General features: G+C 48.0%; 23 protein-coding genes. 16 read left to right on the top strand and 7 right to left on the bottom strand.

Translation table 11 applies throughout. The features are described 5' to 3' along the window. Window positions 1-121 precede the first annotated feature (121 nt). The 6 genes from ACR6HW_RS10035 to ACR6HW_RS10010 are packed head-to-tail and all read right to left on the bottom strand — an operon-like array spanning window position 122 to window position 6,863. Window positions 122-1,549, bottom strand: coding sequence for an AMIN-like domain-containing (lipo)protein (locus ACR6HW_RS10035; RefSeq protein ID WP_455727599.1), 1,428 nt, complete (start codon window positions 1,547-1,549; stop codon window positions 122-124). A 15-nt stretch (window positions 1,550-1,564) separates the two neighbouring features. Then, window positions 1,565-2,581: a sensor histidine kinase gene (locus tag ACR6HW_RS10030; RefSeq protein WP_455727598.1), complete on the bottom strand. Its 1,017-nt coding sequence runs from the start codon at window positions 2,579-2,581 to the stop codon at window positions 1,565-1,567. A gap of 49 nt (window positions 2,582-2,630) precedes the next feature. Continuing rightward, on the bottom strand, window positions 2,631-3,320 hold the full coding sequence (locus ACR6HW_RS10025) for a response regulator transcription factor (RefSeq protein WP_455727597.1): 690 nt from the start codon (window positions 3,318-3,320) through the stop codon (window positions 2,631-2,633). 9 nt (window positions 3,321-3,329) lie between these two features. Next, window positions 3,330-4,493 (bottom strand): D-alanine--D-alanine ligase family protein, encoded by a 1,164-nt coding sequence (locus ACR6HW_RS10020; RefSeq protein WP_455727596.1) that lies wholly within the window; start codon window positions 4,491-4,493, stop codon window positions 3,330-3,332. Between the two features lie 10 nt (window positions 4,494-4,503). Next, entirely contained in the window at window positions 4,504-6,102 is a 1,599-nt protein-coding gene (locus tag ACR6HW_RS10015; RefSeq protein ID WP_455727595.1) for a Mur ligase family protein, read from the bottom strand. Beyond that, window positions 6,099-6,863, bottom strand: coding sequence for an alpha/beta fold hydrolase (locus ACR6HW_RS10010; protein WP_455727594.1), 765 nt, complete (start codon window positions 6,861-6,863; stop codon window positions 6,099-6,101). Before ACR6HW_RS10010 ends, ACR6HW_RS10015 begins: the two co-directional genes overlap by 4 nt. A 239-nt stretch (window positions 6,864-7,102) precedes the next feature. Here ACR6HW_RS10010 and ACR6HW_RS10005 point away from each other — a divergent pair, with 239 nt between their 5' ends. The 4 genes from ACR6HW_RS10005 (at window position 7,103) to kce (ending at window position 12,273) form a co-directional block, all read left to right on the top strand. Continuing rightward, window positions 7,103-9,007, top strand: a complete 1,905-nt coding sequence (locus tag ACR6HW_RS10005; RefSeq protein WP_455727593.1) for an S-layer homology domain-containing protein — start codon at window positions 7,103-7,105, stop codon at window positions 9,005-9,007. Between the two features lie 212 nt (window positions 9,008-9,219). Next, a complete protein-coding gene (locus ACR6HW_RS10000) occupies window positions 9,220-10,818 on the top strand; it encodes a CTP synthase (RefSeq protein ID WP_455727592.1) in 1,599 nt (532 codons plus the stop codon). 238 nt (window positions 10,819-11,056) lie between these two features. Then, window positions 11,057-11,449, top strand: a complete 393-nt coding sequence (kal, locus tag ACR6HW_RS09995; RefSeq protein ID WP_455727591.1) for a 3-aminobutyryl-CoA ammonia lyase — start codon at window positions 11,057-11,059, stop codon at window positions 11,447-11,449. Window positions 11,450-11,460: 11 nt separating this feature from the next. After that, the gene (kce, locus tag ACR6HW_RS09990; RefSeq protein ID WP_455727590.1) at window positions 11,461-12,273 is read left to right on the top strand and encodes a 3-keto-5-aminohexanoate cleavage enzyme; all 813 of its coding nucleotides are present in this window, start codon (window positions 11,461-11,463) and stop codon (window positions 12,271-12,273) included. A gap of 50 nt (window positions 12,274-12,323) precedes the next feature. Here the strand turns inward: kce and ACR6HW_RS09985 are convergent, their stop codons facing one another. Next, window positions 12,324-14,135 (bottom strand): transglutaminase domain-containing protein, encoded by a 1,812-nt coding sequence (locus ACR6HW_RS09985; RefSeq protein WP_455727589.1) that lies wholly within the window; start codon window positions 14,133-14,135, stop codon window positions 12,324-12,326. 248 nt (window positions 14,136-14,383) lie between these two features. Here ACR6HW_RS09985 and rho point away from each other — a divergent pair, with 248 nt between their 5' ends. From rho to wecB, 12 genes are all read left to right on the top strand, one after another. Next, window positions 14,384-15,739: a transcription termination factor Rho gene (gene rho / locus ACR6HW_RS09980; protein ID WP_455727588.1), complete on the top strand. Its 1,356-nt coding sequence runs from the start codon at window positions 14,384-14,386 to the stop codon at window positions 15,737-15,739. A 137-nt stretch (window positions 15,740-15,876) separates the two neighbouring features. Beyond that, the gene (gene rpmE, locus ACR6HW_RS09975) at window positions 15,877-16,077 is read left to right on the top strand and encodes a 50S ribosomal protein L31 (RefSeq protein ID WP_455727587.1); all 201 of its coding nucleotides are present in this window, start codon (window positions 15,877-15,879) and stop codon (window positions 16,075-16,077) included. Window positions 16,078-16,277: 200 nt separating this feature from the next. After that, a complete protein-coding gene (locus ACR6HW_RS09970; RefSeq protein ID WP_455727586.1) occupies window positions 16,278-16,871 on the top strand; it encodes a thymidine kinase in 594 nt (197 codons plus the stop codon). 11 nt (window positions 16,872-16,882) lie between these two features. Next, on the top strand, window positions 16,883-17,824 hold the full coding sequence (locus tag ACR6HW_RS09965; RefSeq protein ID WP_455727585.1) for a DUF1385 domain-containing protein: 942 nt from the start codon (window positions 16,883-16,885) through the stop codon (window positions 17,822-17,824). Next, window positions 17,806-18,657 carry a peptide chain release factor N(5)-glutamine methyltransferase gene (prmC, locus tag ACR6HW_RS09960; protein ID WP_455727584.1) on the top strand — a complete coding sequence of 284 codons (852 nt, stop codon included), beginning with the start codon at window positions 17,806-17,808 and terminating at the stop codon, window positions 18,655-18,657. Before ACR6HW_RS09965 ends, prmC begins: the two co-directional genes overlap by 19 nt. Before the next feature lie 11 nt (window positions 18,658-18,668). Then, entirely contained in the window at window positions 18,669-19,742 is a 1,074-nt protein-coding gene (gene prfA / locus ACR6HW_RS09955) for a peptide chain release factor 1 (RefSeq protein WP_455727583.1), read from the top strand. 100 nt (window positions 19,743-19,842) lie between these two features. Next, window positions 19,843-20,988 (top strand): cation:proton antiporter, encoded by a 1,146-nt coding sequence (locus tag ACR6HW_RS09950; RefSeq protein ID WP_455727582.1) that lies wholly within the window; start codon window positions 19,843-19,845, stop codon window positions 20,986-20,988. A gap of 68 nt (window positions 20,989-21,056) precedes the next feature. After that, on the top strand, window positions 21,057-22,148 hold the full coding sequence (locus ACR6HW_RS09945) for an L-threonylcarbamoyladenylate synthase (RefSeq protein WP_455727581.1): 1,092 nt from the start codon (window positions 21,057-21,059) through the stop codon (window positions 22,146-22,148). Between the two features lie 72 nt (window positions 22,149-22,220). Further along, window positions 22,221-22,667 (top strand): ribose 5-phosphate isomerase B, encoded by a 447-nt coding sequence (gene rpiB, locus ACR6HW_RS09940; RefSeq protein WP_455727580.1) that lies wholly within the window; start codon window positions 22,221-22,223, stop codon window positions 22,665-22,667. 10 nt (window positions 22,668-22,677) lie between these two features. Beyond that, complete coding sequence (upp, locus tag ACR6HW_RS09935; protein WP_455727579.1) at window positions 22,678-23,307, top strand: uracil phosphoribosyltransferase; 630 nt, start codon at window positions 22,678-22,680, stop codon at window positions 23,305-23,307. A gap of 13 nt (window positions 23,308-23,320) precedes the next feature. Next, the gene (locus ACR6HW_RS09930; protein WP_455727578.1) at window positions 23,321-24,346 is read left to right on the top strand and encodes an MraY family glycosyltransferase; all 1,026 of its coding nucleotides are present in this window, start codon (window positions 23,321-23,323) and stop codon (window positions 24,344-24,346) included. Window positions 24,347-24,349: 3 nt separating this feature from the next. Next, on the top strand, window positions 24,350-25,459 hold the full coding sequence (wecB, locus tag ACR6HW_RS09925) for a non-hydrolyzing UDP-N-acetylglucosamine 2-epimerase (RefSeq protein WP_455727577.1): 1,110 nt from the start codon (window positions 24,350-24,352) through the stop codon (window positions 25,457-25,459). The last annotated feature ends 60 nt before the right edge of the window (window positions 25,460-25,519 follow it).

The following is a 25,519-nucleotide window of genomic DNA, read 5'->3' as shown; positions in this document are numbered from 1 at the left end:
AATTTGGCTTGGCCATATGGGGGCGCTTTTGTGTTGGGCACTTCGCCCAAACAAAAAGCCTGTACAGACACGTCATTCTTCATGACGTCTGTACAGGCTTTTAATTTGATGGAATTTCGTACTATGGGAGGACGTAGTCCACGACCACTTTTCCAGGCTCTTTTAAAGCAAAGACCTTAAAGCCGCCTTCGCCGCTCAGCGTAATGGTAATCGTCGCTTTTTGAGCCCCTGCATCATGTGAGAGGGCGACGTTTTGAACGGTTTTAGCACCTTTAAAATCGATACTTCCCGAAGTGGCAGTGAGTGTTTTCATCCCATTGACAGTGAGTGTAAGCGTCTTGCCGTTTCCGGAAACAGAGGCGCTGTACGTGGCGGGTTTTTCAGATGGTGTACGGTTTCCGCTTTCATCAACTGCCGAAAAGTCAAAGACGAGTCGTTCAAAGTCACCATTGTCTCCATATCGAATAGAAGCGATGTCGAGACCGCTGACATCAGAGCCACCTGAGAAGCCGCCGGAAGTTTTGTAACCGCTAGGCAACGCTTTAGGTTCTTCTGTTTCAGGTTCGGGTTCTTTGTCATCGTCTTTATCTTTATCTTGGTCTGAAGTGTCTTTGTCTTCAGTTTCTGCAGGGGGTTCAGATCCGTCATCGGGGTCTTTGTCCCCATCGTCTTCCGATGTGTCTTCTCCGTCAGGGGAAGCCGGCTGGGAGGTTTTAAAGTCGGTCTGATAGCGCTCGATTTTGTACGTTTCCCCAGACGCTTTTAGTGTAAACGTCCATACAATAGGCGTTTCAAGTGCTTCGCCATCGGCTTCGTGATAAAAAGTCGTCTTGACTTCGTAGGTCTTTTTCTCATCGGAGGCGAGAAGCGATTCAAATGAGTCCTGTGTAAATGAAACGACTTTTCCCAGTGAACCATAGGTTTCCAATGTTGCCATGGCGCCGCTAACATCCGTAAAATAGTTGACGACTTTTAGGCCGCCATCGTTGATGTAATTTGAAAAATCTTTAAAGAAGCTGTTGAAAAAGGCTTCGAGTTTCTCCGTTTCTGCGTCGGTTACAGGCGTATTTTCACCGGCGATCTCACCGCTGTCGTCACCGAACAACCCGTCTGAGATTTTAGGCCAGACGAGGATGACGAGGAACAGGGCGAGAACGGCTGCCGCCCCGACCATGGCCAAAACCCTCACCGGCTTTGAATACGAGGATTCATAGTCCTTTGAAGATGTCGGGCGTTCATTGAGGTTGATGTCGTAGGTTTCCGGTGAGGCTTCATCAGACCCAAAGAGAGCACTGACGGCGTCAGTGACCTCGCTTTCACCTGTAGTCTCTCCTTCAGAAAAAGTGGGCGCTGGCTCAGGCGTTGGGACAGACTCCGGCGGGTGCTCAGTTGCAGACTCAGTAGCTGTCACTTCATTTGAAGGGGGTTCCTTTGCCGGTGGTTCTGCGGCAGGCTTTGAACGCATGGGTTTTTCTTTCAGCTCAAAACCGCAGACTTTGCATATTTCCGCAGAAGAGGGATTGTTGAAGCTGCAATTAGGACATTTCATAAAAAACTCCTTTCTCTAGCGATCTAACGGGATGTCGAGTGTGAAACAAGTACCTTTGCCCACGATGCTCTCGACAGATATGCTGCCGTTATGGGCTTCGGCAAGTTGCTTGACAATGGAAAGCCCCAATCCGGTACCACGCTTGTCTCGTTGATCTTTCTTCTTATTGACCATGAAGAAAGGGTCAAAAATATTTTGAAGCACATCTTGCGGAATACCGTCGCCATCGTCTCGAATATGAATCTTTAAATGGTAATTTTGAACCTCGGTGGCCACCTCGATCTTGGTGTGTGTGTATTTTTTGGCATTGCTAATGAGGTTTTCGAGCATTTGAGTCAGTCTGTAAGGGTCGGCGTAAATATACGTTGCAATAAAAGGTTTCTTGAGCACCAACTGAATGGGACTGTTTCTAAACTCTGAAATCTTGTGGTCGAGGTAGTTGTTTAATGTCTTGCCGGTATGAACCCGTTCAAAGTTCAGCGAAAATTCGCCGGCGTCTTTTTTCGCGTATACAGACAGGTCGTCGATTAAGTGGTTCAGCAAATCGGTTTTTTCGTTGATGGTGTTTAAATACGTGTCGTACATGGCCTTGTCGGTGACAATGCCGTCTTGAAGAGCCTCTACATAGCCTTTGATGCTGGTGAGCGGCGTCCTCAAATCGTGACTGATACTAGCGACCAGTTGTTTTCTGCGTTTTTCAGTTTCGTTTTGCTCGAGTATGGTGTCTCTCAGCCGCAGGCGCATGCGATCAAACTCGAAACAAAACTCGGCGACTTCGTTGTTGCCGTAACCTTTTACTTCATAATTTAGGTTGCCTGATTTAATCTGTTCGGCGGCTTTCTTCATCTCGCTAATGGGCAAAAAAATGTATTTGTTGATGATGAGAATAATGCCCATAAAGAACAGGATTAAGACGACAATTAAAAGACTTAACAGCAACAGTGGGCTGCTCAGCACCGCGTCGGACTGTATGAGCTCAATGCGGTAGGCAATGATAAAGTACAGCATAAACGCAGAGGTAAACAAAATCATACTCAAGAGAAAAAATAGGATGCGGTTCTTTAGCGATATGCGGCTTTTTTTAGCCTTTGAATTTGTAGCCAATGCCCCACACCGTTTCTATAAAATGCGGTTCAGACGGGTTCTCTTCAATTTTTTCCCGAATTTTACGCATGTGTACTGTGACTGTGTTGATGTCGCCGTACTCGTTATACCCCCATATTTCATCAAAAATCTTTTCTCTTGAAAGCGCCTGATTGCGGTTGGCCATTAAATAGTGCAAGATGTCGAACTCTTTAACGGAAAAGGGGATTTCTTCGCCGTTGAGTGTCACTGTTCTGGATGTGATGTCCAGTTCGAGGCCCCTTATGCTGAGTGTATTGTGCACAGGGGTTCCGGAGAGTTCATTGGAACGTCTCAAGTGAGATTGAATCTTCGCGACGAGAACACGTGGGCTAAAGGGCTTTTCCACATAGTCGTCTGCACCGAGTCCCAGCGCCAAAATCTTGTCCGTATCTTCTTTCTTACTGCTGAGCATAATAATGGGGATATTGGACTCGTTGCGAATTTTCCTGCAGACCTCAAACCCGTCAATTTTGGGGATGACGATGTCGAGAAGCGCCAGTGTCGGCTTCTCACTTTCAAACTTATAAAGGGCTTCTTCACCGTCAGAAGCTGTGACTGCAACATATCCCGACGCGTTGATATAGTCCTTGAGAAGCGTCTGAATTTGTAAATCGTCCTCTACAATGAGTATTTTCTCCGTTGCCATATGGGCCTCCTATTTCTTAATACCTTTTAAGTCGGTACTGGATAATAAGTTGAGATGGTTGGAACGCGTCAATTGCTGTTTGCGTCTGTACGTTCTAAACGCCGCTTGTATCATTTCTTCCAGCATCTCTTTAAAGGAGACGCCGGACGCTTCCCAAAGGTAGAACGACAGCGACCCCGGAACCGTATTGAACTCGTTGACATAAGGGGTCTGAGTATGTTCGTCAATCATGAAATCGATTCGAGACACGCCGGCGCAGTCCAATGCAATAAAGGCTTCAACCGCCATCTGCTCGATGGTTTTCTGCATCGTCCGGTCGAGGTTTGCCGGAATCTGTCGTCTAGAGCCCGACATTCCCTTAGTGGCGGTGCCTTGGCTCATGTATTTGTCCTCATAGGTGAGGAAGTCGCTTTCTGATATAGGCTCTTCACAGACGGAAAAGCGCATGTTCTCGCTGTCGCCGAGAACGGCAATGTTGATTTCCCGCATTTTGGAGAGCATTTTTTCGACCAAAACCCGCGTAGAGAAAACCCGTGCGTCATCAATGGCTTCCACGAGTTCCGCTCGATTTTTGGCACATTTGATACCGACGCTGGACCCGATATCCGCCGGTTTGACAATCATCGGATAGGACAATTTTTCTTCGAGTTCCTCTAAAATAGAGGACTGGTCGGTGAGCCAGTGATGGCTGTAGAACCATTCGCCGTCGACGACATTGATACCGGAGCAACGTAAAAATTGCTTGGATGCAATTTTGTCCATGGTCATGGCAGCGGCTAAGACGCCGCAACCCACATAGGGGAGCTCTAAGTGTTCAATAAGGCCCTGTAGCGTTCCGTCTTCGCCACCGGTGCCGTGAATAATGGGAAAGACGAGGTCGACGACGTCGACAACTTCTGCCCTGCTCTTTTTAAAGTGCACGAGTTGTGCGCGCTTTTCACCTTTCACCAGTTGGACGGGGGTTGTGGCATCGATGACTTTTTTCAAATCCTTAAAATGTTCGATTTCCATTAAATAATCTCCGGTGTACCAAGTGTTCTGCTTGGAGATGTAAATGGGCACAACTTTGTAGCGGTTCATTTTTTTGAGCTGATGAATTGCCTGAAGCGCTGTAATAACAGAAACTTCGTGTTCGACGCTCGTGCCGCCGAAAAATACGCCTATGTGAATCATAATAGCTCCTTTATTCGTTGAAAGTATCCGGTAAATCGTTTTCTATGAGGACCACGTCGTCTTGCGCGACAACAGTGGCGAGGTGATCGAATGCGTCGTGAATCGATGTGGCGATATAGCACTTCGAATCCGGGAACTGTTTTTCCGAAAGGCCGTCTTGAATAGGCTTTGTCTGTTTTTTACCAACCAATATCGCGTAGTCGCAACTGTCGGCGATGTACGTGCCAAACGCTTTGTTGAGGTCGTAAAATCGATCGCCCAGTTCAATCATTCCCGGCGTGATGACGATTTTCTTATTGCCCTCGTAGGCCTTGAGCACCTCCAGAGCCATTTTACTGCCCACCGGATTCGAGTTGAACGCATCGTCTAATACGGTGTAGGTGTCGCCCACACGTCGTGATGAAAGACGGTGCTTTACCGGCTTGAGATCGGCGATGAGCGTATTTAGACGCTCCATTTTAATGCCGAGCGATAAAGCGATGGCGGCGCCGGTGACGATGTTGAGCAGGTTGTGTCGACCGAGGAGTTTGGTGGACAGGCGCACCCGCTTGTCCGTCGGCGCATGTACCAGTGTGAAACTCGATCCCCCTGCACCGACGCTGACCGCTTCTATAGAGTAGTCGGGGGTCACTGCGTACCCTTCGAGATCGCTATCTGCGGTAAAGTGTACATAGCTGAGGTCGTCGCGTTTGGGCAAACTTAAAATGTGGGGGTCGCTGGCGTTGACAAAAGCCGTCCCGCCGGGCTCGAGGTGGGCAAAGAGTTCCCCTTTAGTCCTAACGATGTTTTCAAACGTTTTGAACGTGTCGAGATGCTGGGGCCCAATGGACGTAATCACACCGATTGACGGCGATGTGAGGTCACAGAGCTCTGCGATATCGCCCGTTTTTTTAGCCCCCATTTCGGCGATAAAGATGTCGTGTATCGGCTTGAGATCCGAGCGAATGGTGCGCGTGACTCCCATGGTGGTGTTGTAACTCTCAGGCGTCATTAAGACGTTGAAGTCTTTAGAAAGCATCGCGTAAAGGACATTTTTGGTGCTGGTTTTACCGTAGCTTCCCGTAATGCCAATCACGGTGAGGTGTGGGTTCTCCTTCAGATGGCGTTTTGCATCGTTAATGTAGTACGCGTTGACGCGCGCTTCAATAGGTTTGTTCAGACCATTGGCCAGTGCGATGTACAGTGGGCTGGCCACATAGATAAAGACACTGAGCAAACCGGCTGCAGCCGGCGCAAAGAGACATGCCAGTGCACCTGAAACGATGAGCGTCGCCCCGCAAGTTACAAGGAGGCGCTTGACCCTGGGGGTGTACACAAGGGGCTTCTTCACAGGGGCGGCGGCTTTTATTAAATTGAAAAAGTAACCGTGTAGCGCGACGAGAGCGATGCCGAGTACGCGCAGTGCCGGGTGAACCGGTGACGTACTGAGGAGAACGCCGATGAAAAACAGGAGCTCATAGGGGCGAACCCATTTTGACGGGTTTTCTTTGTACCACTTGAAGTACTGGTCGATATAATAGCCGCTCAACTGTAGTTTGTGTACGTCGAGCGTGGTTTTTGCCAGCGTTATAAGCATGACGACGCCGATGACGATGGTGCTGATAATCATTGTGAGCCTCCTAGAAAGTTTTGGATGACGGCAAGCGTCCGCTCCGCTTGTTCGAGATAAGCGAAATGGCCGGTCTGTTCGAAGACAACGAGGCCCGAATCCGGTATGAGCGCCTCCATCTTCTTGGCGTCTGACAGCGGTGTACTCGTGTCTTCATCGCCCCAAATGAGGAGCGTCGACGCCTTGATGCCGCTTAGGAGCGGTGTGAGGTCTTCATTGACGACTTTTGAAAGCACCTGTTTCATTATTGGAGAAGCGCTTTTGTAATCGGCACTGCTGTAGAGGCTTCTGTAGGCCTCGAGCGGCTCTTTTAAAAGCCAAGACAACAGCGGTAGACGCGCCAGTGTCCGAAAACATTTGTAGCCGTAGACCTTCAGGTAATAATTCTTTTGGCGCTCGGGCTTTACACCGGCGCTGTTGATGAGAATCATCTTTGTCACGGCAAGGCGTTCGCTGAGTTTAATGGCGACGCGGCCGCCAAATGAATGACCGATTAAAACGGGGTCTTTTAAGTCCAGCGCCTTTATAAACGCTTCGGTAAAATCCGTATAATCGCCGAGACTGTAAGGCGTTTTCGGCTCATCTGAGTTGCCGAATCCCGGAAAGTCCAAGTAGATGACATCGTGTGTATGCTTTAAGCCCTCGATCAGTGGTGCAAACGACTCTCCGCTAGTGCCCCATCCGTGGAGCAAGAGAACCGGTGAGCCACTGCCGACGCGGTTGTAGCATATATTTAAATCTTTGTACTGAAAATTAGACATAGCAACCTCTTTAACGTATATTTTCTCACCCTATATTTTATCATAATAATCCACGGTGCGGCAGTCATAAATTCACTCGTCACCGGATTGTAATTTGACGTAATTTGAGCAATAGTCTAAATCTTATTTGGACTTAAAGAAATTGTAATGCTACAGTAAACGTCGGCATGATATAATGGGGAAAAATGACGCGAATTGAACCTGTATAGAATAGTGAGTTAGAAAATGGAGGGGCATTTATGAAGCATATGAAAATGATGTCGGTTTTATTAGCCGGTACCATTGCATTTTCAACAGCATTGCCGACGTTTGCAGATGCGAAAGACGTCGCTGAAAACTACTGGGCAAAAGAGACCATTGAATCGGTTGTGGAAGAGGACTTAATGGCACTTTACGAAGGCGATAAATTCGTGCCAGGTGGAGAAGCTACACATTTAGAAGCTGTGGTGGTGCTTTACCGCGCAGCAGAAAAACTCGGTTACCTAGAAGACCTCAGCATGGGGACTTTGACAACGCATTACGAAGATATGTTTGAGGAGATCGGCATTCCTAAGATGTTGGCGCCTTATGGCAGCGACGTCTACCCGGCAATGGCCTACGCTATTGAAAATGGGGTCATCACACCTGAAGAGGCAAAGACTTTTGTCAAAGACGGCAAATTGACGCAAATTAACAAAGTGACCATGAGTGTCTTCGCCGGTAGAGCTTTGAATTTTTACAAAGAAGAAAATTTAAACCGCATTGCGGTGTTGTCGTATAAAGACGCTGAGTCCGTACCCGTCAGCGCCAGAAGATACGTACACTTTTTAATTGAAAACGAGATTATATCGCCAAAGGGCGATACCAAAGGAAATTTTAACCCGAGTATGCCGTTGACGCGTGCTGTACTTGCCGTGTTTGTAGAGGGGTATTACGATGCCCTTTCGGAGTTTGAGAAAAACGCCGACGCCGACGACAAAGACGATTCAGACGACGATGCCGATGACGGTTCAGACGATACGGCGTCAAGTGGAGACACGACGCTCGACAAGGGCGACGTCGTGTTTAAAGGCAGCGTACAAACCTACAATGCCGACAACAACACGATGACGGTTAAAGGCCCTTCCAGCAACGAAGTGTTCAGCATGAAACACGTGCCGGTTTACTTCGGTGGAAAAGAAGTGGGGATCAACCACGTGGCAAAAGCGTCTGATGTGACGGTTTACGTTAAGAGCGGGTTGGTGACGAAGGTAGAAGTAAACAAAGTTTACGATGTGGTAGAAGGGACTTTTTCAAACATTGGCCCTGAACTCACTGTTGAGCCGAGTTTCAGATCGTTCAGAACGCGACTTGAAGACAAGACATTTGATCACAAGCGCCTTTATGACGGCGCCATTGTAACCATCAACGAAGCCCCTGCTAAAGTAGAAGATCTTGAAGAGGGGGACCGCGTGTTTGTTTACTACGACGGTCATACGATTAAGCGCGTTGTCGCATACACCGGCGAATTTGAAGTGTCGGGCATTATGACAGAAGACTTTGACGACACCAAGGACAGCCGCCTGTCGTTTGTAACGGAAAACGGCTTTGTCTACAACTATAACATTGGAGAAAATGCCGCTCTTATCAACCGTTCAGAAGGTTTTGCAAAAGATGCCATCGTCAGTGTGCGCTTACAAAACGGCGTGGTGACGCGTCTTGAAAACACCGGTAAAAAGGAGACGCTTCTCGGTACGCTCACAGGAATTCACATTAAAGCAGAACCGGAAATCTCTATTAAAACAGAAAAGGGCGCGCGCACATTTGCCGTCTCAGACAAAGCACTTTTCCTCAATGAAGAGGGTGAGCCGAAGCTCAGCATCTACGACTTGAGATTGAGCCAAGGCATTACGGTTTACACGGGCTTCAGCGGGGTATATAAAGTGCAGCTTGGCCAAATCAAAGAAGTGGACAAAGAAGCGTCGGTTTATACGGTAACTCAAGTCTTTGAAAGCGCAGGTATCCTCACGGTGGTCGATGACGACGGTCAAATTAAGACCATTGTCTTTAAGACGGATTCCGGTTTGAAGCTTTCGGATTACGCTGTGGGCGACCGCCTTTTAATCGAAGGCAAGACGCTGACCACAGACGTTATCGAAGCGGCAAAAATTTCTTTAAAAAAATAAGTTGACTTAGAGGCTCAAGCTGTATATACTATTCAAGTATTTTAAATCGTATATAAGAGTGACACCCATGTGGGTGGCTTCTTGAACCTTAGGAACAAGAGTGTTGAGTCATCCTTTTGGGGTGACTTGTCACTCTTTTTTTGAGTTGTGGGGAAGGTGTGCTCCACAGTTATACCGATAGAGGGTGGCCCTCGTTTCGAAAGGAGTAAAGCATGAGCGCGAAGTATATTTTTGTTACAGGCGGTGTCGTTTCGTCCCTTGGCAAAGGGATTACAGCGGCGTCGTTAGGTCAGCTGTTAAAGGCGAGAGGGTACAAAGTGACCATTCAAAAGTTTGACCCCTACATCAACGTCGATCCGGGGACGATGAGCCCTTATCAGCACGGCGAGGTCTTCGTAACAGACGACGGGGCGGAAACGGACCTCGATTTGGGGCATTACGAACGCTTTATCGACATCAACCTCTCAAAGTACAGCAATGTCACAACGGGCAAAATATACTGGTCGGTTCTAACGAAAGAACGCAGGGGCGACTATCTCGGCGCAACCGTGCAGGTCATCCCCCATATTACAAATGAAATTAAAGAGCGCCTTAAAATCTCTGCTAAAGAAACAGGTGCGGACATCATCATCACAGAAATCGGCGGCACTGTGGGCGATATTGAATCGCTGCCGTTTTTAGAGGCTATTCGACAGATGAAATACGATGTCGGCGCTGAAAACGTCATGTACATTCATCTAACCCTTCTGCCGTTTTTGGGAAAAGCCGGTGAAGTCAAGACCAAGCCGACACAGCATTCGGTTAGAGAACTGAGAGAAATCGGCATTCAGCCCGATTTGTTGGTGTGCCGCACAGAGCACAAAATTTCTCAGGAAATGCGGGATAAAATTGCGCTCTTCTGTAATGTGGCACCGGAAAATGTCATCGAAAATCTCGATGCCGACACACTTTACTCTATTCCCCTTGCACTTGAAGCAGAGGGGTTACCGCGACTGGTTTGCGAACACTTCGACTTAGACTGCAAAACGCCTGAACTCGGCAACTGGCAACGCATTGTAGACATTGAAAACAACCTCGATAAAAGCGTTAAAATTGCATTGGTGGGCAAGTATGTCGAGTTGCGAGACTCGTATTTATCTGTTGCCGAAGCTCTGAAGCACGCCGGCATCGACCGTGGCGTCGCCGTAGATATCGACTGGGTTCATTCTGAAGAACTGACGGCTGAAAATGTCGCTGAACGCCTAAAGGACGCTCAAGGCATTTTGGTGCCAGGTGGTTTTGGCGATCGCGGTGTCGAAGGTAAAATCCTTGCGACACACTATGCGCGCGTTCACAAGATCCCGTTTTTGGGGATTTGTTTGGGCATGCAGGTGGCGGTTATCGAGTACGCCCGACACGTTCTCGGCTATGAAGGCGCTCACAGCGCTGAGTTGAACCCAAACACCGGTGCGCCGGTAATCGACCTAATGCCGGATCAGCACGATGTAGAGGAGATGGGCGGTACCATGCGTTTGGGACTTTACCCTTGCAAACTCGCCGAAGGCTCCAGAGCGGCTGCTGCCTACGGGGAACCGCTTATTTACGAAAGACACCGACACCGTTACGAGTTCAACAACGCGTACCGCAAGGCGTTCTCAGAGAGCGGCTTTGTGTTCAGTGGTCTTTCGCCGGATGAGCGCTTGGTAGAAGTCATCGAATTGCCGGAACACCCGTGGTTTGTGGCGGCACAGTACCATCCGGAGTTTAAGTCGAGACCGACCCGTTCGCATCCGCTGTTTAGAGAGTTCGTGGCGGCGGCCAACGAAAGATAGTGTTTTTAAATAAAAGAGAGGGGCACAGCCCTTCTTTTTTTGTTTTTCCCCATAAAAAAGGCACTTTATCAGCACGGAACCAGGGGGGAATAACCGGTTGCACAATGTGGTGTCAGAAATAAATTTCCAAAATCATCAATTAGCGCCTGATAAATCGTTTATGGGGTTTTAATACGTCTCGGAATCGTGTAGAATAGAAGGGTAAGAGGGAAAAAATAATTACACGGAGGGATTTAAAATGGCTCAAAAAGCAATGATTAGAATGCGTATGAGCATGCATGACGCGCACTACGGCGGGAATTTGGTCGACGGTGCAAAAATGCTCAATCTATTTGGCGACGTTGCCACAGAACTTCTCATTCGTCAAGACGGCGACGAGGGTCTGTTTGCAGCTTACGAAAACGTTCAGTTTTTGGCGCCGGTTTATGCAGGCGACTACATTGAAGCCGTTGGTGAAATCACCCAAGTTGGGAACTCTTCTCGAAAGATGGTTTTTGAGGCGAGAAAGGTGATTGTACCGAGACCGGATATCAACGAGTCCGCTTGTGACGTTTTAGAAGAACCGATTGTCGTTTGTCGTGCAGAAGGCGTTTGCGTCGTCCCTAAGGACAAGCAACGCGGTGAGAAGTAGGAGGTCAAGTGATGGAAAAGTTGATTATTACAGCGGCCCTAACAGGTGCTGAGGTAACGAGAGCGCAACAACCGAGTTTGCCACTTACTCCAGATGAAATTGCCGAAGCGGCGCACGCGTGTTACGAAGCCGGCGTCTCTATTGTGCACGTTCACGCCAGAGATGAAAAAGGCGAGCCGACACAGGACAAAGAAGTTTACAGACAGATAAAAGAAGCCGTCGAAGCCAAGTGCAATGTGATTTTTCAGCCGTCCACAGGTGGCGCCACATGGCATACGCCGGAAGAACGTCTTCAACCGGTTGAACTCAAGCCAGAAATGGCCACACTGAGTGCAGGGACGTGTAACTTCGGCGACGATGTGTTTATGAATACACAAGAATATATGATTCAATTTGCAACGCGTATGAAAGAACTTGGTGTAAAACCTGAGATCGAAGTGTTTGAGCGCGGTATGATTGAAAATGCCAAAAAACTCGTGAAAATGGGTTTGGTGGCTGAACCGGTGCATTACGATTTTGTACTCGGGGTACCGGGTGCGTGTCCGGGAACACCGGAAGACCTTATGTACATGGTGCAACAGCTTCCGGCTGGCAGCACGTGGACCGTGGCGGGCATCGGCAGAGCAGAACTGCCGCTTGCGGCGATGGCCATTGTATTAGGCGGTCATGTACGCGTCGGTTTCGAAGACAACATCTACTACTCTAAAGGCCGTCTGGCGGCATCTAATGCGGAGCTCGTCGAACGCGTGGTGCGTCTGGCGAAAGAGCTTGGCAGAGAAGTGGCCACGCCTGATGAAGCACGTGAGATTTTAAAATTAAAATAGTGTTGAGAAAAGCCCAGTCGATTTGAACCGACTGGGCTTTTTTAAAGGTATTAGAACGGCAATATGTCAGTTGTCTCAAACTGTGCGTAGTGTTCCGCCCGATTGACATTGAAAAACCGAAGGGTGCCGTCTTTGTTTTCTATCTCTTTAACCACATCTGAAATCAGCCATTTGCCGTTGATATAGGTCTCGACCCAGAACGCGGTTTCAGAAGCGTTTTCCCCTCGGACAATTCGAGAGGGAATGTCCAGTGAGCGCAAGAGGCCTACATTGAGTGCACTGAGTTCCAGTGCGTTGCCGCTTCGGCGCTTCACGAGAGCCTCCATAGACGCTATGCCTTCGTCTTCGTTGTAATCGATGTGTGCATACGATTCGTAGATCCACGTGTAGATGGCTTTTGCTTTGGCGTACTCGCTGGACAAGTTGTAGGTCAGGCCATTTGACGTGGCGTACACATCGGGTTTGTCGTAGTCGATATGTCGAGACGGCAAGATGTCTTTTATCGGCGTACTCGCCGTATTGACCACGCTGAATTTCAGTGCGACATTGGGGTCGTCAGCTGAAAAGCTCGGCTTAATCGCGTCGTCGACGTATTCTGATAGCGCGTGTAAGCGTTTGACCGCCACGTCGACTTTCTGGTCGTTGGTATAGGTGTTGTCAGGCGCCTGCGTGTCGGATTCGGCGTCTATTGCCAAAGTGAGATTGTGTTTCCCAATGCCGAAAGGAATGTACACCGTCGCTTTAAACTGACCGTCTTTAACGGGGAGGTAGTAGTCGAAGCGTTCGCCTAATCGCTCCACGCCGACCTTGAGACCTTTAATTTGCGCGTTTTCAACAGAACCGCTGAGCGACAACTCGTTCTCTACCAGCATATTGGAATAAAGGGCGGTTTTCATCGAAAGGCCGTTTTTATAAAAAGGTTCCAGTTCCACATAATGCTCTTGAGAAGTGTTGATGCTCATCCTGTTGATCTGGAAAGTACTCGCCACCGTGTCAAACGTCTGCTTCAGGTCTGCCTCTGAGGCGTTAAAATGCCCGGAAAAAATGTAGCCGATGTCGCCTTCTAAAATGACATAGATGAGGTGATCGGTATACGCGCGCCCCTCAGTGGTGTAGTGCATGGCGTCGATGACGACATCACCGGGTTTGTAAGTGCGAACTTCCTTGACCTGAATGGCCTCCTGTTCAAGGGCGCTTTTCATTCGGCTAAAGAGCATGGCGCGGGTGTAGCCGCCGTCGAGAGACAAGGTGGTCAACTCGATGTGGTGGTTTTGATAGTCGTTTTTGAGTCCGTATTGATGCGCTGAAGAACTGAGTTTGTCCCAGGAACTCGGAATAAAAAAACTGATGCCGAGGTCGTGAAGGGGGACGCTCTTGTAATTCTCGTTGTTGTAGACGCGGTAAGCGGTAACGGCATCTCTAAAATCGGCGTAGACGGTGCTCTCGTCTGCATCGTACCGGTAGTGGATGCCAAAAGCTTCTGCTGCCTCTTGAAAGGGGATGTAGAGGACGCCCTTGTGCTTAAATGGGATGACGGCAAGGCGCTTTTCACTGCCGTTGAGGTAAGCGGAGGCGTCGCCTTCGGTGTACTTAATAAAGGTATTGTCTTTGTATGAGGCCAAAATCTGTTTTTTCTCTACGCGGTACAACTGGGTTTTAATTTGCTCCATAAACTCGACGGCGGGCACCATCAACTGATCGCCTAGGAGAAAGGGCGTGTGTTCAAAGGCAATGGGCCGGTCTGAAAAGTTAAAGGTTACTTTGTGTTGAGGTTCCCCCATACTTGGAGCAAGAGGGCCGAAAGCAAAGGTCGGCATGGCGAAAAACACGGTACATACCAACAAAAGTATAATTTTTTTCATAATATCACCTTATTTGATTGTTCTAGTAAAATATGTTATGATGAACACAGGTATTGTTTATCATTTCATATACACATGATATCACATAATCTTATCAATTCAAGAAATTGAAACTCTTAACGAACCCCCAATGACATAAAATTAAATTGAACCCATCAGCGGCCTTACATACAGGGTCGTACGTTTAAGTTGTCTATACGCAGAGAAAGGAGGCGCTGTGCCGACGGAGCACAGGCATAGCAGAGAACATGGAGATAGCGGATTTAAGGCAGAAAAAAGTAGCTGATTTAAGAGAAATCGCCAAGGCAATGGGGTTTAAGAATTTGACCCACTATAAAAAAGATGCGCTTATCGACTTGATTGCCGGTAGTGTGGCTACAAAAGCCGCTGAAAAACAGCCAGAGGCGACAGCGTCTGAAACAGCGTACAACAGTGAGCCACCTGAAGTCGTTCGAAGTCTCGACGCGCCAAAAGTGCGCAAAAATGACAGCGAGGAGGTAGAAGGTGTCCTGGAAATCATCGAGCAGGGCTATGGTTTTTTAAGGTTTGAAAACTTCCTTTCAAGTGAGCTAGACGTGTACGTCTCGCCCTCCCAAATTCGTAAATTTCAGATGCGCACAGGGGACAAGGTGTTGGGGAAAACGCGAAAAGCCGGTGCTGGGGAGCGGTTTGATGCCTTGCTCTACGTCAGTGCCATCAACGGTGAAAAGCCGACTTCAAATGGTGAAAGGCCGCGCTTTGAAGATCTGACACCCCTTTACCCGAAGTCGAGATTCAAGTTGGAACTCAATAAGAACGATTATGCGACGCGTATCATCGACTTCGTGTCGCCCATTGGAAAAGGGCAGAGGGGGCTTATTGTGGCGCCACCGAAGTCGGGGAAGACGATTTTACTTCAGAAAATCGCAAAGGCGATAACCACGAACTATCCGGACGTCGAGCTCATGGTGCTCTTAATCGACGAGCGTCCGGAAGAAGTAACCGACATGAAGCGTTCCATTCCGGCAGATGTCATCTATTCGACTTTTGACGAATTGCCGTCGCATCATATAAAAGTCGCTGAAATGGTGCTGAGTCGCGCCAAAGCACTGGTGGAACAGAAGAAAGATGTCGTGGTATTGCTCGACAGCATTACGCGATTGGCAAGGGCCTACAACCTCGTCATACCGTCTAGTGGCAAGACGCTTTCAGGTGGTCTCGATCCCAACGCACTTCATCGGCCTAAGCGCTTTTTTGGTGCCGCGCGCAACATAGAAGAGGGTGGGTCACTCACCATTCTCGCCACGGCTTTAATCGAAACGGGCAGTCGCATGGACGACGTCATCTTTGAGGAGTTCAAAGGCACGGGGAATATGGAGCTCATCCTCGATAGGAAGTTGTCTGAAAAACGTATTTTCCCTTCTATAGATATACGAAAGTCGGGAACGCGCAGGGAGGAGTACCTCTTTGACGACGAGGAACTCGAGGCGGTAAGGCGTTTGAGGCGCGGATTTGACCGCTACAACAACGCGGAGATCATCGAAAAGTTTATGGACACGCTCTTGACAACTAAAGACAACAAAGAGCTGGTGTTGCAACTCAATAAAAACATGCCGTCCACTTAGTGCGATGTTGAATACAGAATATTTTAGAAAAAAAGTTGAAAAAACAAAAATGCCGTGTTATAATGATAAGGCTGAATTTGATTAACGTGTTTTGTAAAAGTTAATATAAAACATTAGAAAGAAGTGAGGTGAACCCAATGAAACAAGATATTCATCCAAAGTACGAGAATATAGACGTACATTGCGCATGTGGCAATACGTTCAAAACCGGATCAACAAAGTCTGAAATCAGAATTGAAATCTGTTCAGAATGTCATCCGTTCTTCACTGGAACGGCTAAATCCGTTGAAAGAGGCGGTAGAGCAGAGAAGTTTAAGGAAAAATACAATCTTAAATAAGTTCTGTATTCGTAGGTTAGGATGGGGTAATCCTAACCTTTTTTGTTTTTAATACGACGAAATTAAATGAAAGATTTTGCGAAAAAAAAGATGTAAAAGCGTGTCATTTTCTTAAAGGTTACAGGATTTTCGTGAAATATCTAATAAATTTCGATATACTATAGAGAGAACCGTTTTAACTATTTTTGAGGGAGAGGAAGATGGCAAAACTTTATTTTCGTTATGGCGCTATGAACTGCGGTAAATCCACGGCTTTGATGCAAGTGGTCCACAATTACCATGAACGCGGTATGCGCGCCATTGTTTTGAAGCCCTATACGGACACGAAGGGCGGCGATAAAGTCGTTTCGCGTCTCGGGATTGACAGAACAGTGGATATGGTCGTAAAACCAGAGGAAAATATAATGAAGAAAATTGAACGATGGGTCGACGACAATGGACCACTTCACTGCATATTGGTGGATGAAGTGCAGTTCTTTAAAGCCGATCACATCGACGCATTTTTAGAAATTGCCGTCATCAAGAACATTCCGGTGATTTGCTATGGTTTGAGAACCGATTTCGCCATGCGCGGCTTTGAAGGGTCTGAAAGACTGCTTCTATTGGCACACAGTTTAGAAGAACTTAAAACCATTTGCCGCTGTGGGCGAAAAGCGGTACTCAACGGCAGAAAAATCAATGGGAAATTTGTATTCGAGGGTGAACAAGTCGTGATTGACGGCGGAGAAGTCGTCTACGAATCACTATGTGCCAACTGTTATTTTGAATATAAGAAGGCTGCACAAAGCCATTGAGAGGTGGACGTATGAGTGAATACAAACCGACGAGTATCGGCGGTCAGGCGCTGATTGAAGGCGTTATGATGCGCGGAAAAGAAAAAATAGCCATCGCCGTTAGAAAGCCTGACGGCGTTATTGAAATTAAGGAAGAAAATCCTTTGAGACTGGAGAAAAATAAACTCTCCAAACTGCCTTTTATCAGAGGTATTTTTGCGCTGATAGGTTCTATGATCGTAGGGGTTCGCGCCCTGACGTATTCTGCGGAATTTTATATGGAAGATGAAGGCGCTGAAAAAAGCAAGTTTGAGGCATTTTTATACCGTGTTTTCGGCAAACGCGCTGACGACATCTTACTGGGCTTTTCAATTGTCTTTGCCTTTGTCTTTGCCATGTTGCTCTTTGGCGCTCTGCCGACGGGCATCGTGTCGTTTCTCAAACACTACACCGACAGCCGTTTGCTTTTAAGTGCGGTTGAAGGGGTTGTTAAAATTGGCGTTTTTCTCCTTTACATTGCCATTATCGGGCAAATGAAAGACGTCAAGCGGGTTTTTCAATACCATGGGGCAGAACACAAGACCATCCACTGCTACGAGAGTGGACAGCCTGTAACCGTTGAAAACGCAAGGAAATTTACAACGCTACACCCGAGGTGCGGAACGAGTTTCATCTTTTTTGTCCTCGCTATCAGCATTATTTTATTCACTTTTTTAAGTTGGAACAGCATTTTAATGCGAATCGGAATGAAGATTTTATTGTTCCCGCTGGTGGCCGGTATTTCTTATGAGATGATTAAGCTGGCCGGGCGTTCGGACAACGCTGTGGTGAAATGGCTGAGCAAACCGGGCTTGATGATGCAAAAGCTGACGACTAAAGAACCGGATGACGCACAGCTCGAGGTGGCAATAGCGGCTTTTTTAGAAGTCCTTGATGAAAAAGAGAAACAGACTGTATGCAGTGTTACGAGTTGATGCAAGAGTTGACGGCGGCTTTAAGCGCTGTTTCAGAAAGTCCTGAAGTGGAGGCAAGGGCGCTGTTGATGCACGTTTTAAACCTCGACGCCCTCGGTTGGGTACTGGGACAAAAAACTGCGATTGAGAGCGCCCGGCGCGCTGATGTGGAAGTGCTGTTGCAAAGACGACTTTTAAACGAGCCACTACAATATATATTAGGGTATCAATGCTTCTATGGGCGCGACTTTAAAGTGACACCGGCGGTGTTGATTCCCAGACCGGAGACAGAAATACTGGTTGAAAAAGTCCTGCACATCGCGCACAGCAAAATGACTGGAAACGACGTGAGGGCACTGGATATGGGCGCGGGGAGCGGCGCCATTGGCGTAAGCGTTGCACTGGCGTCCGGCGTCGAGCACGTCACGGCGGTAGATGTGAGTTCAGCGGCACTTGAAGTCGCTGAGCACAACGCCAAAACACTGGGTGCCGCGGATAAAATGTCGTTTGTTTTGAGCGACTACTTCAGCGCGGTGCCGCAGAGGCGTTACGATATCGTCGTATCGAACCCCCCTTATATTGAAGTCGGCGATGCCGCCGACTTAAAGCGCGAAGTAGACGGCTTCGAACCGCATCTCGCGCTGTACGGCGGGGCAGACGGCCTCGATGCCTACAGGGTCATTGTACCTGCGGCGCGAGGTTACTTAAAAGACGGGGGTTTTCTTCTCTTTGAAGCCGGGCATAATCAGTCGTCTGCAATTGCGGCGATGATGCGTGAAAACGCGTATGTCGATGTGGCGACGTTTTCCGATTTGAACGGGATTGAGAGATTTATTATGGGCAGAAAGGGTTAATGGAGGACACTATGTTTGATCGATTGGATTTTATAGAAGAAAAATACGAAGAACTCGGATTGAAGCTTTCGGATCCGAATGTCATCAACGACCAGAAGACCTGGCAAAAATACATGAAAGAACATTCGGAGATGACGCCGATTGTCGAGCAATACAAGCTCTACAAAAATACGAAGACGGGTATCGATGAAGCGAAGGAAATGATTCGCGAGAGCGATGACGAAGAAATGCGAGAGCTTGCAAAGATGGAACTTCACGACTTGGAGTCTTCTATCGACGGCATCGAACTTGAACTTAAGAAATTGCTTTTACCGAAAGACCCCAACGATTCGAGAAACGTTATCCTAGAAGTGCGTGCAGGTGCAGGTGGCGACGAAGCCGGTCTCTTTGCGGCAGAACTCCTGAGATTGTACACGCGCTTCGCAGAACGCAACCGTTGGAAGGTTGAACTGATGAATACCAATGAGAACGGCTTGGGCGGCATTAAGGAAGCGTCTGTTATGATTAAAGGCGAAGGCGCCTATTCTAGATTGAAATACGAAAGCGGTACCCACCGCGTACAAAGAATTCCTCAGACGGAATCCGGCGGTCGTATTCACACGTCTACAGCGACAGTGGCGGTTCTTCCGGAAGTCGATGACGTGGAAGTGGAAATCAAGCAGAACGACTTGCGCGTCGATGTGTTCCGTTCATCGGGTAACGGCGGACAGAGTGTTAACACCACCGACTCTGCAGTTAGGATTACCCATCTACCGACGGGACTCGTGGTCAGCTGTCAGGACGGCAAATCGCAGCTGAGCAACAAGGAAAAGGCGATGCAAGTGCTCAAGGCGCGTCTTTACGAAATTGAACTCAGCAAGCAAAACGAAGAAATTGCCGAGCAAAGACGTTCTCAGGTGGGCACAGGTGACAGAAGTGCTAAAATCAGAACGTACAATTTCCCACAAGGCCGTATCACCGACCACCGTATTCCAGTGACACTCTATAAGCTCGACCAGTTTATGGACGGTGAAATCACTCAACTCATTGATGAATTAACGACGTTTTATCAGGCGGAAGCTTTAAAACAATTAGAAGAATATTAAAATTAGTTTAATTCAGAAACTTATTCTGAAAACACTTGAAATAAAAGATGCTTAGGAGTATACTGTTTCCGTGGCTTTGGCAGAAATAGGGGGGGCAGTTATGACGAGTGAATTTTTCTTACTGGAAATTGCCATGGTGTTGTTTGCGGCTCACCTTGGCGGAATGATTAGTAAAAAACTAAAGCAACCTGTCGTGTTAGGGCAGATTATAGTCGGCATCATACTCGGTATGGGGCTCATGGAAAAGACAGAGATCATTCATGAGTTCGGACAAATCGGTGTGGTGCTGCTTATGTTTGTGGCCGGACTCGAAACCGATGTAAAGGAGTTGATAGCGTCTATACGCTCATCCTCGATGATTGCGCTTGGGGGCGTGGTCTTTCCGGCGGTTTTGGTCTTTGGGGGGCTCATGTTGTTCGTGCCCAATCAAAGCGTTGTTGTAGCCCTGTTCTTAGGGGTTGTATCGACGGCGACATCGGTTAGTATATCGGTTCAAACGCTGAGGGAAATACACCATTTGAGAAGTAAGCAGGGCCTGATGATTCTCGGCGCTGCCATTATAGATGACGTCGTCGGCATTATTTTGCTGACACTTCTCGTGAGTACCGTTAAACCCGGTGCATCGGGTTCCATCGCGTTTGTCCTCTTAAAAATCATCGGTTTTTTTGCGATACTGTACGCCATGGGCTTCGTGCTCATCAAACTCTTTAAAAAGTTCAAAGGGGATACCGACATTGACGAAGCCATTGTGACGTATGCGATTATCATTTGTTTTTCGCTTGCGTTTATGTCGGAAGAGTTCGGTGTAGCGGCGATAACAGGCGCGTACTTTGCAGGTGTTATCTTTGCAATGACATCGCATAAGCACAAGGTTTCACATGAGATCAACAAAATTGCATCGGTTCTTTTTACGCCGGTTTTCTTCGTGGGCATCGGCATGGACATAGACATTTTCGAAGCGTCTACAGCGCTTGGTGTCGGTACAATTCTCTTGGTACTCGGTTCACTGGGCAAAGTGGTGGGCTGTGGCCTCGGTGCAAAGTTAACGGGCTTCAAAAGCCGAGAAGCGCTTCAAATCGGTATCGGTATGGTTCCGAGAGCTGAAGTGGCAATCATCGTTGCGAATTTAGGTCTTCAAATGGCGATTTTAAATGAAAAACATATGGCAGCCACAATTCTGATGGTCTTGGCGACGACGCTTATTACACCATCGGTGCTAAAATGGTCATTTAGAGAAACCACGTAATCATGTAAGCAGTCTCTACGACTGCTTTTTTTTATAAGGTAAACACTTTGGAAGTGTAGAGGTGAAAAATGAAACAAACGCGTGTATTTGATATGAAAACCGCTTTGGACAGCGGGCAGCTTTCAGAAGCGGCTGAGCTTTTAAAAGCGGGGAAGACGGTGGCTTTTCCCACTGAGACTGTCTACGGTCTCGGCGCGTATGCGTTGGATGAAACGGCGCTTTCGGCTATTTACGAGGCAAAGGGAAGACCTTCCGACAACCCGTTGATTGTCCATATCGTCGAGATGGCGATGCTCGACGACTTGATTGCTGAAAAGAAACCTTATGTAGACCGACTCATAGAAGCATTTTGGCCGGGGCCTTTGACACTGGTCTTTAAAAAGAAGTCAAATGTACCCCTTAAAGTAACTGGGGGACTCGACACGGTTGCCATTCGGATGCCGGCACATCCCATTGCAAAAGCCCTTATTGAGACGGCGGGAATCCCCGTGGCCGCACCTTCGGCGAATTTATCGGGTAAGCCGAGTCCCACTGTGGGCAAATATGTAGTTGAAGACTTAATGGGGCGAGTGGACGGTATCGTCGACGGGGGCGATGTCTCCTATGGTTTGGAGTCCACGGTTTTAGACGTCACAGGCGAAACGCCGATGATTTTGAGGCCGGGAAAAGTTACACAAAAGGACATTGCCTCTGTTGTCGGCAGCTGTGATGTCGATCCGGCGATTGCCTCAAATAGCGCTTCAGTGGCAGTGGCCAAGTCTCCGGGAATGAAGTACAGACATTATGCACCGGAGGCACAGGTAACGGTGTTCACAGGCGATACGGTAAAAGTACTTGCTGAAATTGAGCGCCGTGTGGTCGAGTCGGTGAACGCCGGCTATACCGTTGGCGTCATGGCTTTTGAACAGGACTGGGCGTTCTTGTCGAAGCTTCTTGAAAGGTCATTAGGCGATTCTGAGCGCGAGCGCGTTCACTTCTACAACGAAGGTTCTGCAAAGGCGCCGGAGGTTTTTGCGCAGCACCTTTTTAAGCATCTCAGGGAAGCGGATGAGGACGGTTGTGACGAGCTCTATGTAAGGGGGGTGTCCGAAGAGGGCATCGGAAGTGCCATTATGAATCGGTTGTCCAAGGCCAGCGAGGGACGTGTTTTCAAAATTTAATTTGCTTTTTAACCCCTGAGTCATTATAATGTATAAGGAAAAAAGCGCTTTATACAAGACGGAGGTGTTAATTTGAAAGTAGCGATAGGATCAGATCACGGCGGCTATGAATTGAGAATGGCCGTAAAAGCACATCTTGAGCAGAGAGGCTATGAAGTGGTGGACTTCGGTCCATTTGATAAATCATCATGCGATTACCCGGACTACGCTGTAAAAGTGGCAAATTCCATTGTGGATGGCGACTGTACACTCGGCGTACTGGTATGTGGTACAGGATTGGGCATATCGATTGCGGCAAACAAAGTTAAAGGCATTATTGCGGCTCCTGTAAGCGATACGTTCAGCGCCGAAATGGCGCGCAAGCACAACGATGCCAATATTGTGGCACTTGGGCAGCGCGTCGTAGGTGAAGGACTGGCACTAAAAATCGTCGACGCATTCTTCGATTCAGAATTTGAAGGCGACCGACATGCAAGACGCGTTGACAAAATCAGAGCTATTGAACAAGAGAATTTATAAGGGGGCCCAAATGAGCAAAGTACATGAGATGGATCATCCGTTGATTCAACATAAACTCAGTTTAATCAGAGACAAGAATACCGGTTCAAAAGAATTTAGAGAACTCGTAAAAGAAGTATCAATGCTTCTCGCTTACGAAGTAACGCGCGATTTACCACTGGAAGAAGTGGAGATCGATACGCCGATTATGACGGCGAAGTGTAAAATGCTCGCCGGTCGAAAATTGGGCATCGTTCCGATTCTAAGAGCCGGTCTCGGCATGGTAGACGGTTTTCTCAACCTTCTCCCTGCGGCAAAAGTCGGTCACGTGGGACTTTACAGAGACCCTGAGACACTTGATCCGGTAGAGTACTACTGTAAGCTGCCGACAGATGTCAGTGAAAGAGAGCTGATTGTCGTAGACCCAATGCTCGCCACAGGAGGCTCGGCAAATGCGGCCATTCAGTTTATTAAAGACAAAGGGGCTTCCAATATTCGTTTCGTTTGTTTAATTGGCTGTCCAGAAGGTATCGGTGCTGTACAAAAAGCGCATCCCGATGTAGACATCTACATTGCGGGCATCGATGAAAAACTCAACGACCACGCGTATATCGTTCCGGGACTAGGAGATGCCGGGGACAGACTTTACGGTACAAAATAGATAGAGGTGTTCTATGTATATACCTGCAATTATAGCTGGATTGATAAGCTTTCTATTAACACCGCTCGTCATTAAGTTGGCGCATAAATTTGGTGCAATAGATGTCCCAAAAGATGAAAGACGCGTACACAAGAAGCCGATACCGCTTTGGGGCGGTCTCGCAATGTTCATCGGCTTTTTTATCAGCATGTTCTTATTTTCTAAAATCGGATTGGTCAAGCTGCTGGGGCTTTTGGCAGCGGGATTAATCGTCCTCGTCACGGGGATGGTCGACGACGTGAAGCCACTCGGTGCCAAGAGCAAGCTGCTCATGCAAATTGTAGCAGCGTTGGTGCTGGTGTTTTCAGGTTATGAAATCAAGTATTTTACCAACTTCTTTGGGGATTCGGGTTACATCATATTGGGGGCGTTGTCCATACCGGTATCCGTTATTTGGATTGTCGGCGTGACCAACACGGTAAATTTAATAGACGGTTTAGACGGCCTGGCAGCAGGTATCTCTGCAATTGCAGCGGTGACGCTCAGCTACATTGCGCTGATTAATCACAGATACGACGCGGCGATGATTACACTTATTCTCGCAGGCAGTTCCATTGGTTTCTTGCCGTACAACTTCAACCCTGCTAAAATTTTCATGGGGGACGCAGGGGCGCTGTTTCTAGGATTGGTCTTGGCCGCTGTCTCTATTGAAGGGGCGCTGAAAGGTGCGACGGCGTTGACTGTTATCGTGCCGATTTTTGCGCTGGGCGTGCCGATTTTCGATACGGCATTTGCCATATTGAGAAGACTTTTAAATGGCAAGCCTATTATGGAGGCAGACAAGGGGCACTTGCACCATCGCTTCCTCTCTATAGGCTATGGTCAAAAGAAGGCCGTTTTATCCATTTACCTCATCGGCGCACTCTTAGGAGCCAGTGCCGTGGAACTTTTGAAGAAGCACTGGATTCCCGCGGCTATATTGTTGGCACTAGCGGCAGTGGTGGTATTAATACCGATTAATCGAGCTGTCTTAACTCAAAAGAAGGATACATTGGAGTAAATTATGAAAAAAGTACTGTCGATTTTCGGAACGCGACCGGAGGCGATTAAAATGGCGCCTCTCGTCATAGCACTGGAGCGCGACCCCGAGTTGACATCGGTGGTCTGCGTAACGGGACAGCATCGCGAGATGCTCGACCAAGTGCTCGAAGTCTTCCAGATAAAGCCACACTACGATTTGGCTTTGATGAAACATGGGCAGACGCTTACAGATATAACGGTACGTGTTTTGACGGAAGTCAAAGCGGTCATAGAAAAGGAAAAACCGGATCTCGTGTTGGTACACGGCGATACGACGACGACTTTTGCAGGTGCGTTGGCAGCTTTTTATGCCAAAGTGCCTGTAGGACACGTCGAAGCGGGCCTGAGAAGTGGCGACATCTACAGCCCATTTCCGGAGGAAGTGAACCGACAACTGGCGACGAAACTTGCGAGTATGCACTTTGCGGCGACAGAAGGGAATGTGGAGAACCTCTTAAACGAAGGGGTACCACGCGACTGCATCTACAAGACTGGGAACACGGTTATCGATGCACTACTCTCTGTTATTTCTGAAGACTATGTCTTTGAAGAAGCGCTGCTCAATCAAATTGATTTTAAGGGCAAGAAGGTCATACCGCTTACGGCGCATAGAAGAGAAAATCAAGGGGCGCCGATGACGGCGATTTTTGAGGCGGTTGCTGAACTCGTCGAAACACATAAAGATGTGGAAGTCGTGTTTCCAATGCATCTCAATCCCGTGATTCGCGATCTCGCCAAGCGTCACTTCGGCGACTTGGAGCGCGTGCATTTAATCGAGCCGCTGGGATACAAGGATTTCACCAACCTCGTCGCAAGGTCATACCTCGTGATGACGGATTCAGGCGGTATTCAGGAAGAAGCACCTGCATCGGGTAAACCGGTGGTGGTTCTCAGAACGGAAACCGAGCGCCCTGAGGCTGTTGAAGCGGGGACGGTGGTTATTGCCGGTGTAGAAAAATCGACGATTTACGACGTCACGCATCGTCTGTTGACCGACGAGGCGTTTTATCGCCAGATGGCGGAAGCCGTAAACCCTTATGGAGACGGGACGAGCTGTGAACAAATTATCAACGCAATTAAATTAGGACTTTAGAAGGGTATAGCTTATAGCTTACCCTTTTTTGCTTTTAAGAAACGGTTTAAAAGTAAAGAA

The organism is Fusibacter sp. JL298sf-3, assembly GCF_053842995.1.
The sequence above is the reverse complement of the archived record's forward strand: the minus strand, read 5'-3'. Positions and strand labels throughout refer to the sequence as shown.

Bases quoted from the DNA above. Each gene is read 5' to 3' on its own strand.
- prfA (WP_455727583.1), top strand. From the start codon at position 18,669: ATGTTTGATCGATTGGATTTTATAGAAGAAAAATACGAAGAACTCGGA.
- kal (WP_455727591.1), top strand. From the start codon at position 11,057: ATGGCTCAAAAAGCAATGATTAGAATGCGTATGAGCATGCATGACGCG.
- ACR6HW_RS10005 (WP_455727593.1), top strand. From the start codon at position 7,103: ATGAAGCATATGAAAATGATGTCGGTTTTATTAGCCGGTACCATTGCA.
- ACR6HW_RS09970 (WP_455727586.1), top strand. From the start codon at position 16,278: ATGGCAAAACTTTATTTTCGTTATGGCGCTATGAACTGCGGTAAATCC.
- ACR6HW_RS09945 (WP_455727581.1), top strand. From the start codon at position 21,057: ATGAAACAAACGCGTGTATTTGATATGAAAACCGCTTTGGACAGCGGG.
- ACR6HW_RS10000 (WP_455727592.1), top strand. From the start codon at position 9,220: ATGAGCGCGAAGTATATTTTTGTTACAGGCGGTGTCGTTTCGTCCCTT.
- ACR6HW_RS10030 (WP_455727598.1), bottom strand. From the start codon at position 2,581: ATGATTTTGTTTACCTCTGCGTTTATGCTGTACTTTATCATTGCCTAC.
- ACR6HW_RS10020 (WP_455727596.1), bottom strand. From the start codon at position 4,493: ATGATTCACATAGGCGTATTTTTCGGCGGCACGAGCGTCGAACACGAA.
- upp (WP_455727579.1), top strand. From the start codon at position 22,678: ATGAGCAAAGTACATGAGATGGATCATCCGTTGATTCAACATAAACTC.
- ACR6HW_RS10010 (WP_455727594.1), bottom strand. From the start codon at position 6,863: ATGTCTAATTTTCAGTACAAAGATTTAAATATATGCTACAACCGCGTC.
- ACR6HW_RS10025 (WP_455727597.1), bottom strand. From the start codon at position 3,320: ATGGCAACGGAGAAAATACTCATTGTAGAGGACGATTTACAAATTCAG.
- rho (WP_455727588.1), top strand. From the start codon at position 14,384: ATGGAGATAGCGGATTTAAGGCAGAAAAAAGTAGCTGATTTAAGAGAA.
- rpmE (WP_455727587.1), top strand. From the start codon at position 15,877: ATGAAACAAGATATTCATCCAAAGTACGAGAATATAGACGTACATTGC.
- prmC (WP_455727584.1), top strand. From the start codon at position 17,806: ATGCAGTGTTACGAGTTGATGCAAGAGTTGACGGCGGCTTTAAGCGCT.
- ACR6HW_RS09950 (WP_455727582.1), top strand. From the start codon at position 19,843: ATGACGAGTGAATTTTTCTTACTGGAAATTGCCATGGTGTTGTTTGCG.
- wecB (WP_455727577.1), top strand. From the start codon at position 24,350: ATGAAAAAAGTACTGTCGATTTTCGGAACGCGACCGGAGGCGATTAAA.
- ACR6HW_RS09965 (WP_455727585.1), top strand. From the start codon at position 16,883: ATGAGTGAATACAAACCGACGAGTATCGGCGGTCAGGCGCTGATTGAA.
- kce (WP_455727590.1), top strand. From the start codon at position 11,461: ATGGAAAAGTTGATTATTACAGCGGCCCTAACAGGTGCTGAGGTAACG.
- ACR6HW_RS10035 (WP_455727599.1), bottom strand. From the start codon at position 1,549: ATGAAATGTCCTAATTGCAGCTTCAACAATCCCTCTTCTGCGGAAATA.
- ACR6HW_RS09930 (WP_455727578.1), top strand. From the start codon at position 23,321: ATGTATATACCTGCAATTATAGCTGGATTGATAAGCTTTCTATTAACA.
- ACR6HW_RS09985 (WP_455727589.1), bottom strand. From the start codon at position 14,135: ATGAAAAAAATTATACTTTTGTTGGTATGTACCGTGTTTTTCGCCATG.
- ACR6HW_RS10015 (WP_455727595.1), bottom strand. From the start codon at position 6,102: ATGATTATCAGCACCATCGTCATCGGCGTCGTCATGCTTATAACGCTG.